Source organism: Sulfitobacter sp. M85 (assembly GCF_029285915.1).
GTDB classification, from domain to species: domain Bacteria; phylum Pseudomonadota; class Alphaproteobacteria; order Rhodobacterales; family Rhodobacteraceae; genus Sulfitobacter; species Sulfitobacter faviae.
Genome location: NZ_JABECQ010000019.1, coordinates 1 through 11,114 on the forward strand (window position 1 = coordinate 1; position 11,114 = coordinate 11,114).

Sequence of the window (11,114 nt, forward strand, 5' to 3'; positions counted from 1 at the left end):
TTTCGGGTGAACTTGGTCGCGCAATCGGAACCGCGAATATCTCAGGTAGCCCCAAGGACGAATGACGGCTATCGCAAACCGCATAAAGCGGACCTTAACAGCCAAAACTCGAACGGCAGCAAAGTCCGCTTAGCGGACTATTGGAACTGTTTGGTCCGGCCAGGTTTCGACGGGATCCTCTACCAAGAGGAAAAGTGAAAGCAGGCTTTGGGAAGGGTGTTTCAACTTCGCAAAGGAGATCCCCATGACCATCACTGCACAGCCCCAGACAGACCGCCCTGATCCGAGTGTGATCGCAGCGCAGAACGACGCGTTTCGCAAGCTCGCATGCCTCGGAGTGCCGCCCGCGCAGCCGATCCCGGGCCGCATGCACGTCACCCGCTCGCTTATGGAGGCCGGCGATGGCTTCATGGCCGAGGCGGTGAAGGCGACCGGTGAGTTTGCCACATTCGAGCCTGAGAATGATCCCGAGGGATGGCACGATTTCGGCGCGGTCGAGACCCGGGGCGAGACCGTGTTCTGGAAGATTGATCTCTATGAGGCAGACTCGGATTTCCGCTACGGGGCCGAAACCCCGGACAACCCTGCAACAACTATGCGTGTGCTGACCATCATGCTGGCGCGCGACTGGTAGAAGGGCAGGGGACTCCTCCCCCTAACATCTGAGACGATGAAGGCCCGCTGACCCCTCAAAGGGAAAGTGGGCCTTTTGTCGTGGTGATCCCCTCCTTTGGGGATTGACCGCGCATCTGAATGCGTGGGCCGCTCCAAATCCATCGAGAAGGATATCCCATGACTGCAAGTTTTAAACCCGTCTCCGTCGCTATTGGCGATCTGACAGCTCACCCCGCAAATGTGCGGGGTAACTCCCCGGAAACCTACGACCCCGAGAACATTGTCCATCTGAAGGCCAGCATCGCCGTACTGGGCCTGCTGCAGCCGCTCCTGGTCCAGAAGCTTGACGGCAAATACGCCGTGCTCGCCGGTGGCCGTCGGCATGCCGCGCTGAAGGAGCTGGTCGCGGACAAGGCCGCGAAAGGCTTCACGGCGAAGGCCAAGATCGACTGCCGTCTTGTGCCAGAGGATTGCGATGTCACCACGGCCCTGTCGCTCGCCGAGAACGTCACCCAGGCCCCCATGAACGCGATCGACGAGTTCGAGGCCTTCGCCCGGATGATGGAAGTCGACGGCCAGACGCCCGAGACGATCGCCAAGACCTTCGGCACCACGGTGGCCGCCGTCAAAGGACGGTTGCGGTATGGCCTGATCCACCCCGACATCCGCGCCGCTGCCCGGGGCAAGGTGATCACGCTCGACACGATGAAAGCCTTTGCCGAGCACCCTAGTCAGGAGGCGCAACGCGAGGTCTTCGAGGCGCTCACGAAGGACGGCGGCTATCTGCAGGCCTATACCGTCCGTCAGGCACTCAAATCCCGCGGGGTGCACGTCAGCGATGATATCGGGGCTTTCGTGCGCGCGGACTACGAGGCACGCGGCGGCGCCGTCGCGACTGACCTTCTGGAAGAGCATTCCGTGCTCGAGGATGCGGCGCTGGTCGAGACCATCCTGCTCGAGAAGCTCGGTGCTGCTGCCGAAGAGGCCCGTATGAGGCTGGGATTTGCCTGGGCCGATGCGATGGTACGCTATGATTACGCGACCATGGCCGACTACGTCCGCGTCTATCCCGGCCCGATCGAGCCGGATGAGGCTGCCCAGAAGCGCATCGATGAGATCAACGCCGAGCTCGAGAAATTGCAGCTCGAGATGGCGGATGAGGATCTCGAGGACGGTGCCTACAACGCCCTTTATGACCGCGTTGACGCCTTGGAAGAGGAAGCCCGCGATCTGCAGGAGGCCTACAGCGCCGAGGACCTCGCGCGGTCTGGGGTGATCGCGTCGTGGCAGGGCGGTCAGGTGACGCTCCATGTGGGCCTCGTCCGCCCGGAAGACACCGTCAAAGAGGAGGGCGCGCGCGGCTCCTCGTCTAACCCGACTGGGGAGGAGGCCCCAGACGCCGGCGAAATCACTTATCCGGCCTCGCTGGCCGAGGATCTCAAGACCGAGCGGGCCATGGCACTGGGGGCCGCGATGGCGCTGCATCCGGAAGCCACGCTTGATCTGACGCTCTTCAAGCTGGTCAGTGACGTTCTGACTAGCGGCATGAGTGTCACGCAGGCGATCAAGGTCGAGGCCCGCAAGGAATACCGCAGCCACGCCAAGATGGACGAGATCGACGAGACCTCGCTCGAGCAGGTGGCGGCGGCGCATGATGCGCTGGACCTCTCGTGGCTCGATGACACCCGCGCGCCCGCTGATCAGTTCGCGGCGTTTCGCGCGCTCAATGCAGGGGAGAAGGTCAAGCTCGTGGCCTATGCCACGGCCAGCACCACGCAGTCCTGCTTCGCGCGGGACCGCCAGCGCGACAGCCTGATGCATGCGTTCGAGATCGAGATCATGCCCGACATCCGCGCCCACTGGACGCCGAATGCGGCGCTCTTCAACCGCTTCAAGAAGGCCTGGCTCCTGAAGATCCTCGGCGAGGATCTGGGTCTCGCTCAGGAGGCTGTGACGCTGGCCTCGTCGAGCAAGAAAGAGATTGTGGCCTTCTGCGACAAGCTTTTTGCCGAACCCTTCGCCACGCTGACGGATGCACAGCGCGCCGCAGTCGCGGCCTGGTGCCCGCCGATGATGCAGACCGCCGGTATCGCCTTTGATGAGGCGGAGCCCACTGCGGAAGCCCCGGAGCCTGACAGCGAGGTCGCGCAAGCGGCCTGAGCCATCAAGTGACCCGCGCGTGGACCATGCCACCCGCGCGGGTCGACCCTCCCACACCCAACGGAAAGACATCCCCATGGCTATTCTCAAGTTCTCTGCCTCCGCAGTTGCGGCGCAAATCGCGCATGCGCGCGCCTGCAAAACCTTCCTGCCCAACTGGAACGGGCCCGTGGACAGGCCAGCCCTGATCCTCATCGTCGGCAATGGTGTGCATCTGCGCTCAAACGGCATCGATGGCACGACCACCCGTATCGTCACCACCGAACAGGCCGATCCCTCCTTCGCCTTCGCCGACGGCATGAACCCGTTTCGGGACACCGACTGGATGGCGCAGCGCCGCATGGCGTTTCGTGATCTGACCGGCCAGTTCTACACCGACATCCTGGATGACGTGCAGGTGCTCATCGACCGGGGGCGGGGGGCGATCCGGCTCGCCACCGATGGCCACAGCATCCGCGTCTTCGTGCGCCGGGCCTCGGACTATCTCATCGGCGGCACCTACGAGGTGCCCTCGGGCCTCGGCGGCACCTTCCAGGTCATTCTCAAGGATGCCTGCGACACCTTCGCGATCGTGCAGAACTGCGGCAATTGCGAGGATTTCGACGCGATGCAGCCCTACCGCGTGCCGCTCGATGCGCTGATGGAGATCGATGACCGGAGGGCGGCGTAACGCGCCCTTTCTCAAACAAGCATCGCCAATACCCTGCCGGGCCTGCGGCCCTCTCGGGACATTGGCGACAACAATTTTCCCCAATGAGAGAAAGGACTCTGAGATGGGTTGGCTCTTTTACACCGACGGTCGCGTCCAAACCTACGCGGATGAGAAAGCGGAGATCACACGGCTCTGCACTTTCGAAGGCGACAGGCGCAAAACCGAACTGGTCAAGGCCTGCAAGGTCGGCTCAACCTGGTATGCGGCGGCAAGGGTCACCAATCTCGACGGCACCCCTGTCGAGGATGCGACCTATGTCACCGATGCGGATGGCTCGATCACCTTCGGAGCCGTCTTCCTCACCCGGTACGACGATGGCTGCTGGGGCTACAAGGACATGGAGGAAAGCGCTGGCCCGAACGAGTCGCGCGCTCCCCTTGGGCTGATCGAGCTTCTCTCCGACCTGAAAGACCCGGACAGCTACGCCCAGGACTGGCGCCAGCGTTGCCGGGACTGGGCTGCGATCCCGGACTATGCCGAAGGCGACAAGATCAAGCTTGCCACCCCTGTGACGCTCACCGATGGCAGCACCTGCCAGATCGTCACCGCGACCCACTACAGGCGGGGTCGGCAAAAACGCCGCTGCTACCGCATCGAGGAAACCGGTGGGCTCGTACGCCTGTCGAAGGCCTCGCTTGCGGGCTCGGAGCTGCTCAGCTCTGCGAAAGTCGCGGTCAGTCCTGTGCTGGCGGAGTTCCTGGCGGGGCAGGGTGGCTGAGTTTCCCGCTGAGACAACACCACGGGACTACGCGCGCACATACTGCCGACTTGAATTCGTATCTCAAATGAGATACATCACTCCCATCAACTGGAGGACCATCCATGCCTGCCCAAACATCCATGCTTCATGTCCGTGTTGACGATCAGCTGAAAGCACAGGCTTCGGACGCACTTGCGGGCGTCGGTCTGACGCTCTCCGACGCGGTGCGTATTCTTTTGACCCGCGTAGCCGCAGAAGGCGGCTTGCCTGCCGGATTGACCGCTGATCCGGATGCCTATGACGCCTGGTTCAGGGCGAAGGTACAGGAAGCGCTGGACGATCCAAGGCCCACAACGCCCCATGCCAAGGCGATGCAAGACGCCCAGGCATTGATTGACGGGAAGCGCCTTGCCAAATCTTGAATGGAAAGCCACGGCCATAGCCGACTTGCTGGCAATCATTGACTACATCTCTGACGACAACCCGGATGCCGCCCAAGTTCTCAAAGACGAGATTGAACACAAGACGTCCCTCCTTCCAGAACGCCCTCAGATGTACCGCGCGGGCCGTGTGGACGGGACTAGGGAGATGGTTGTTCGGCCGAACTACATCGTGGTTTATGCTGAAAGCCCTGAGATGGTGACCATTTTGCGCGTTCTTCATGCTGCGCAGCAGTGGCCATGATCGGGGTGCAGGCCCCCCGCTAAGAAATTGCCCGCTCTACGCCTTCAAAGTGTAGAGCGGGCTTTTTGTCCTTTGGAACTCAGACCCTGATCCAAAGGAATTCCCCATGTCCAAGCCTCTCTCAACGCTCCCCAATCCTGTTGAATCCAACGCTAACTTCGCCTCTGCCCTCGCGCAGATCGGCGCGGAGATCGACCACCAACCCCTGCGCAGCTCAGCGCTTGCGCGCATCATGCGCGAGACGTTTCATGGCAGCGATGCCGGCGGCGCCTGGGATTGGCGGATGGCCTACGACCTGATGCAGGCCGCGGCTGTTCAGGTGCTGCTGCGTGGGGACGGCGCGGCAGGTGACATCGCCGCTGCAAGGCTGCTTGCCTCGCGGCTCCTGACGGAAACCCGCCGCTCCGAGCAGCAGATCCGGCTGCAGCAGTTTTCCACGCCGCTGCCATTTGCGGCGCTGGTCTTGCAGGCCACGGCGATCCGCAAGGGCGAGACCGTTCTGGAGCCCTCGGCTGGCACCGGTGCACTGGCCGCTTTCGCCGCCCGGGCTGGTGCCACGCTTTTGCTCAACGAGATCGAACCCTTTCGCCAGCGCCTCCTGCGCGCGGTTTTCGGCGGCGAGGTGACGGGCCATGACGGCGAGCATATCGACGATCTGCTGCAGTCGCCGGTTCTACCCGACGTCGTGGTGATAAACCCGCCCTTTGCCTCATCGGTCGATCGCTCCCGAGACAAGCACATCGCCGCCAAACATCTCGTCGCGGCTGCCAAGCGTCTCGCGCCCGGTGGGCGGCTGGTGGCGATCATGCCGCCGGGATTCACGCCCGAACGCGATGCCGCGCATTGGTCTCGCGCCCGCGGTTTGCTCACGCCGCGCTTGGCACTCACGATGCCGGGACAGGTCTATCGCAAGCTCGGCACCTCTGTCGAAACCCAGCTCATGGTCTTCGACAAGGTGCAGGAGGGTGGCGAGATGATCCGCGCCATTGTGTGCGATCTGGACGAAGCCCTTCCTTTTGTCGACGCCGTGGCGGCAACCCGGACCGAGATGCGCCCGGCCCAACGGGCGGCAGCGGTTACTCCTGCGCGACCGACCGTTGCATCCTCTGCCCCGCGCAAGACCGCCGCTGCGCCTGTCGCCCCCTCCAAACCCCGGGCCAATGCCGTTGTCCCGCTAGTTTTCACGAGACTTGAGACCCCGCGCGACAACACGCCCATCTCGGACATCTACGCGCGCTACCGTCCGCAGCGGATCGAGATCGCGGGTGCGCTGGAACATCCCACGCCGCTGGTCGAAAGCATCGCCATGGCATCAGTCGCGCCGCCGGTGCCCTCTGGTGCCGCGAGTTCGGAATTGCGCCTACCTGCGCGGTTGATCGAGGAGGGACATCTCTCCGAGGCGCAGCTCGAGACCATCGTCATGGCGCATGATGCCCATGGGCGCGATCTGCCCGGTAGGTTCATCATAGATGACGACCAGACCAAGCTGACGCGCGCCGATGATGACCCGGATGCACGGGCCTATCGCCTCGGCTATTTCCTCGGTGACGGCACCGGTTGCGGCAAGGGGCGGGAATGTGCGGGTCTGATCCTCGTGAACTGGCTAGCCGGGCGCAGGAAGGCGGTCTGGGTCTCCAAATCCGCCACGCTCATCGAGGACGCCATCCGCGACTGGACCGATCTTGGCGGCTCGCCCGCCGATATCCAGCCGCTCTCCAAATGGAAACCGGACCAGCCCATCCCGATGGGCGACGGTATCCTTTTTGTGACCTACGCCACGCTGCGCTCGGCGGGCAAATGCGGCACCACGCGGCTGACCCAGATCCTCGACTGGATGGGCGCGGAGTTCGAAGGCGTGCTGGCCTTTGATGAGGCCCATGCCATGCAGAACGCGGCCGGGTCCGAGCAGGGCAGGGGATCAAACCCTCCCAGCAGGGCCTTGCTGGCCTGCGGCTGCAACTGGCAGCACCCCGCGCTCGCGTCTTCTATATCTCGGCCACGGGCGCCACGAGCGTGCACAACCTGGCTTATGCCGCGCGTCTCGGTCTCTGGGGACAAGGCCCCGAATACCCCTTCCCGAGCCGCGAGAGCTTCGTCTCGGCGATGGAGGCGGGCGGCGTGGCGGCCATGGAGGTGGTCGCGCGTGATCTCAAGACGCTCGGGCTCTACACGGCCCGCGCCCTCAGCTTCGACGGCGTGGAGTATGACGTGCTCGAGCACGCGCTCACCCCCGCCCAGATCGAGATCTACGACGCCTATGCGACTTCGTTTCGGACGATCCACCACAATCTCGAGGCCGCGCTGACAGCGACCGGCGTCAACAACGCCTCGGGCGAGACCAATGCCTCGGCTGCTCGCGCCTCGGCCAAGTCCCGCTTCGAGAGCACGAAACAGCGCTTCTTCAACCATCTCCTGATGGGCATGAAGGCTCCAAGCATCATCCACGCCATCAAGGACGATCTGGCGGCGGGCAAGGCTTGCGTCATCCAGGTGGTCTCGACAGGTGAGAGCCTGCTCAAACGCCGACTTGAGGCGATGGACCCGGGGGATGAACTCGTTGAGGGGGCCTTGACGCAGCGCGACTATGTTCTCGGCTACCTCGAACAGGCTTTCCCGATCCATGCGCAAAAGCTGGTCGAGATCGACGGCAACATGGTGGCGGAACCTTTACGGGATGAGACTGGGGCGCTCGTTGTCTCGCGCGAGGCCCTCGCTTTGCGCGATGCGGCCATGATGGAGTTGATGACGCTCGCCCCGATCCCCTCGGCGCTCGATCAGATCCTCTGGGCCTTTGGCGACGCGGCTGTTGCCGAGGTCACGGGGCGGTCCATCCGGCCCCTCAAGGCCGAGGATGGTCATCTCTTCATCGAAAAGCGCAGCGCAAGCAGCAATTCCTCCGAGACCCAAGCCTTCATGGACGGCGAGAAGGATATCCTGATCTTCTCCGATGCGGGCGGGACGGGCCGGTCCTATCACGCGGCGCAAACGGCAAAGAACCAGAAACGGCGCCGGCACTATCTGTTGGAGCCAGGCTGGCGCGCGGATGCGGCCATCCAGGGGCTGGGCCGCACGCATCGCTCGGCTCAGGTCAGCGCGCCCTTCTTTCGCGTTTGCACCTCCGATGTGCATGGCGAAAAGCGTTTCACCTCGACTATAGCCAAACGCCTCGATCAGCTGGGAGCGCTCACCAAAGGCCAGCGGGAGACCGGCTCGCAAGGCATGTTCCGCGAGGAGGACAATCTCGAAAGCCCGATCGCGCGGGCCGCACTACGTGGGTATTTCGCCGATCTTGCCGCCGGGCGCGCTGAGGCGATGAGCTACGAGAGTTTCACCGACTGGACGGCCCTGCGGCTGATCGACAAGGACGGGGTGCTCCTTGAAGAGCTTCCCCCGATCCAGCGGTTTCTCAATCGGGTGCTTGCCCTTCCCATCCATATGCAGAACGCGCTCTTTGCCGAGTTCATGCGCCGGATTGCCGATCAGACTGAACGGGCGCGCGCGGCGGGCATGCTCGATCTCGGGGTGGAAACCCTGCGCGGCGAAAAGATCGAACAGGTCTCCACGGAGGATCTCTGGACCTGCCCGAAATCCGGCGCCGTGACGCGGATCATCGGACTTGAGGTGACGGACCCGGTTCACGTGCTGTCGGCGGATGACGCCCTGTCGCGCAACTCCGACAAGCTGCCGATGGTCAATCGCGCCTCCGGTCGCGCGGCACTCATTTCGGCCCGCCGGATGCAGATGTATGACGAGGACATCGTCACGCTGATGCGCAAGGTTGTGCGGCCCAACGGGTCGAGCTACCTCGAGGAGACGCGGTTCGAGTCGTCGGCTTGGGAAGACATCGGACGGCCCGAGTTTGCAAGGCTTTGGGATGCCGAGGCCGCGTCCCTGCCCAAAACCACCACGACCAAGCTCTACCTGCTGACCGGGCTCTTGTTGCCGATCTGGAAGGATATTCCGACCACCAATGAGCGCATCTACCGGGTCACGCCCGATGGGGCGACCGCCATGTTCGGGCGCACGCTGAGCGAGGAAGGGGCGGCGGCGCTGCGCGCCCGCTTCCTCGTCTCCAATCCGCAAACGCCGCAGGAGATGTTGACCGCCGCCCTCGGCACCACCGCGCCTGTCGATCTGGGCCGGGGTCTCACCCTGACCCGTCGCCGGGTCGCAGGCGAGATGCGCCTTGAGTTGGGCGGCGCCGACAAGGGCATGATCGACGGCCTCAAGGCCCTCAGCTGCTTCACCGAGATCATCGCCTTCCAGCTACGGGTGTTCCTGCCGCATGGGGACGGGATCGACACATTGGGCATTCTCACACGGATTGTTGGAACCGGACCAGACGCCGCGCAGGGCGTGGCTTCAATGGCAGCGGAATAGGCGAGGGGGAAGGCCATGACACTCGATGACATCAAGGCCGCGGTCGATGCCGGGCAGACCGTGCATTGGGCCAATACAGGCTATGTTGTGCACAAGGACCGGCTCGGTCAATACCTGATCACCTATGTGCCGAATGGTAGCTGCATCGGTCTGACCGACCGGGGCGGGCACCAGTTGAACGGGAAGGAGGCGGAGTTCTTCATCGCGCGAATGCCGATCAGGACACGACGGGCCAGACCTATCTGCGCGGCACGCAGATGGCCGATGACCATGGCATCGCTACTTTCGACACCATTTACCCCGGTTGGTATCGCGGGCGCACGACGCATATCCATTACAAGGTGTATCTGGACGAAAAGACCGTCCTGACCAGCCAGATTTTCCTGCCCGATGCGCTAAGCGAATATATCTACCTCAAGCACCCCGCCTATACCCGCCCCGAAGAGCGCGACACCCTGAACGGCACCGACGGCATTGCCACGCAGGCCGGCGAAGGCGCCTATGCCGCCATCCGCGAGCAAAAGGACCGCTATATCGCGGCCTTGGTCGTCGGCGTCGATCCCGATGCGGAATGGAGCGAGGGTGGTCAGGGCATGGGCGGCCCGATGGGTGCCCGCCCGACTGCCGGTGGACCGCCTCCGCAAGGTCAAGGTGGTCCGCAAGGCGGCCCGCGCGGCCGTGACGAGACGACGCGTATCTTCCCCGAAACCGAGTAAGACAGCCCAAAGACCTGACGGCCTTCACGCCACCGCCCGCAATCCTGCCCGAACACGGCGCGATTGCGGGCGTTTTCACGATCTCCGCACCATCACTTGATGAAAACTCATAATCCTCCACCTGACGCGATCTGCGCTGCATCGGTGTCTGCAGCGACATGGCATCTCGCGCTTGCCTGATATGGAAGGCGACAAGCCGAAGCGGTCGAAGGGCATTGCCAACTTGATTGCATGTTCTGAACTGGTTACCGCCCACGCATGAAGATACCGCCCAAAATGCCGCGCCTGAAGGGTTTTCGTTTTCCGCGCGAGATCATCGCTTACGCCGTCTGGGTCTACCATCGCTTTGCGCTCAGCACCGCTGACGTTGAAGATCTGCTCGCGGAACGCGGTGTGACGGTCAGCCGGGAAACGATCCGGCAATGGGTCAACCGCTTTGGTCGCCATTTCGCCAATTGCATCAGGCGAGACCGTCCAGCCGCGGCTGACAAATGGCATATGGACGAAGTGGTCATCCCGATCAATGGTCGGAAATGCTGGCTCTGGCGGGCGGTGGATGCAAACGGAGATACTCTTGATATCCTCGTCCAACCACGGCGGAGTGCTAAGGCAGCCCGGCGCTTCCTGAAGCGGTTGATTTCGCAATTCGGCAAACCCCGTGTCGTGATCACGGATAAGTTGCGAAGCTATTTCAAACCGATCCACGATCTTGTGCCGGGTGCGGATCACCGAGCACACAAAGGGTTGAACAATCGGATCGAAGGATCACACAGACCCACTCGAAAGCGTGAAAAGCTCATGGGACGCTTCAAGTCGCCAAAGCAAGTGCAGAGGTTCCTTGCCGCTCACGACCAGATCAACACCATCTTTCGACCCCGCCGCTATCAACTCTCCACCGTCTCATACCGTCACGCCAGAACCGATGCTTTCGGTCTCTGGGACGGTTATGCTCTCGAAATGACCGCATGACAGGCGCGGACCAGGCAGCCGTCAGCCGCGTGCAAACAAGTTGGCAATGCCCTTCGGCCTGTTGGCGAACTTTCTTCTTAGAAGGCTCCTCGAAGTGCTGCTTGAGTTTCATTTCGCGGAAAACGTCTTCGCTTTGAAGCTTTTTCTTTAAAACCCGAAGAGCCTGATCGACATTATT

At 62.7% G+C, this 11,114-nt stretch carries 8 protein-coding genes and 4 pseudogenes; 11 read left to right on the plus strand and 1 reads right to left on the minus strand.

What is annotated here, in order from left to right:
• Positions 1–244: 244 nt before the first annotated feature.
• The 11 genes and pseudogenes from HKX24_RS17420 (at position 245) to HKX24_RS17470 (ending at position 10,936) form a co-directional block, all read left to right on the plus strand.
• Entirely contained in the window at positions 245–634 is a 390-nt protein-coding gene (locus HKX24_RS17420) for a DUF3768 domain-containing protein (RefSeq protein ID WP_271694213.1), read from the plus strand.
• Between the two features lie 158 nt (positions 635–792).
• Positions 793–2,775 (plus strand): ParB/RepB/Spo0J family partition protein, encoded by a 1,983-nt coding sequence (locus HKX24_RS17425; protein ID WP_271694214.1) that lies wholly within the window; start codon positions 793–795, stop codon positions 2,773–2,775.
• A 76-nt stretch (positions 2,776–2,851) separates the two neighbouring features.
• Entirely contained in the window at positions 2,852–3,445 is a 594-nt protein-coding gene (locus HKX24_RS17430) for a regulator (protein ID WP_271694215.1), read from the plus strand.
• A gap of 103 nt (positions 3,446–3,548) precedes the next feature.
• Positions 3,549–4,205: a hypothetical protein gene (locus HKX24_RS17435; protein ID WP_271694216.1), complete on the plus strand. Its 657-nt coding sequence runs from the start codon at positions 3,549–3,551 to the stop codon at positions 4,203–4,205.
• A 104-nt stretch (positions 4,206–4,309) separates the two neighbouring features.
• Complete coding sequence (locus HKX24_RS17440; RefSeq protein WP_044353023.1) at positions 4,310–4,609, plus strand: type II toxin-antitoxin system RelB/DinJ family antitoxin; 300 nt, start codon at positions 4,310–4,312, stop codon at positions 4,607–4,609.
• A complete protein-coding gene (locus HKX24_RS17445) occupies positions 4,596–4,871 on the plus strand; it encodes a type II toxin-antitoxin system mRNA interferase toxin, RelE/StbE family (protein WP_071974127.1) in 276 nt (91 codons plus the stop codon). The genes HKX24_RS17440 and HKX24_RS17445 overlap by 14 nt, the downstream gene beginning before the upstream one ends.
• A 106-nt stretch (positions 4,872–4,977) precedes the next feature.
• Positions 4,978–9,251, plus strand: a pseudogene (locus HKX24_RS17450) (strawberry notch family protein).
• 15 nt (positions 9,252–9,266) lie between these two features.
• A pseudogene (locus HKX24_RS17455) lies at positions 9,267–9,461 on the plus strand (hypothetical protein); the annotation flags it as partial.
• A gap of 47 nt (positions 9,462–9,508) precedes the next feature.
• Positions 9,509–9,967, plus strand: a complete 459-nt coding sequence (locus HKX24_RS17460) for a hypothetical protein (RefSeq protein WP_271694219.1) — start codon at positions 9,509–9,511, stop codon at positions 9,965–9,967.
• A gap of 112 nt (positions 9,968–10,079) precedes the next feature.
• Positions 10,080–10,178: pseudogene (locus tag HKX24_RS17465) on the plus strand (IS481 family transposase); the annotation flags it as partial.
• A 47-nt stretch (positions 10,179–10,225) separates the two neighbouring features.
• On the plus strand, positions 10,226–10,936 hold the full coding sequence (locus HKX24_RS17470; RefSeq protein WP_271694220.1) for an IS6 family transposase: 711 nt from the start codon (positions 10,226–10,228) through the stop codon (positions 10,934–10,936).
• Between the two features lie 52 nt (positions 10,937–10,988).
• Here the strand turns inward: HKX24_RS17470 and rpsU are convergent.
• Positions 10,989–11,114, minus strand: a pseudogene (gene rpsU / locus HKX24_RS17475) (30S ribosomal protein S21); the annotation flags it as partial.

Coding starts and splice junctions, on each gene's coding strand:
- HKX24_RS17460 (WP_271694219.1), top strand. CDS start 9,509: ATGGCCGATGACCATGGCATCGCTACTTTCGACACCATTTACCCCGGT.
- HKX24_RS17430 (WP_271694215.1), top strand. CDS start 2,852: ATGGCTATTCTCAAGTTCTCTGCCTCCGCAGTTGCGGCGCAAATCGCG.
- HKX24_RS17470 (WP_271694220.1), top strand. CDS start 10,226: ATGAAGATACCGCCCAAAATGCCGCGCCTGAAGGGTTTTCGTTTTCCG.
- HKX24_RS17435 (WP_271694216.1), top strand. CDS start 3,549: ATGGGTTGGCTCTTTTACACCGACGGTCGCGTCCAAACCTACGCGGAT.
- HKX24_RS17425 (WP_271694214.1), top strand. CDS start 793: ATGACTGCAAGTTTTAAACCCGTCTCCGTCGCTATTGGCGATCTGACA.
- HKX24_RS17440 (WP_044353023.1), top strand. CDS start 4,310: ATGCCTGCCCAAACATCCATGCTTCATGTCCGTGTTGACGATCAGCTG.
- HKX24_RS17420 (WP_271694213.1), top strand. CDS start 245: ATGACCATCACTGCACAGCCCCAGACAGACCGCCCTGATCCGAGTGTG.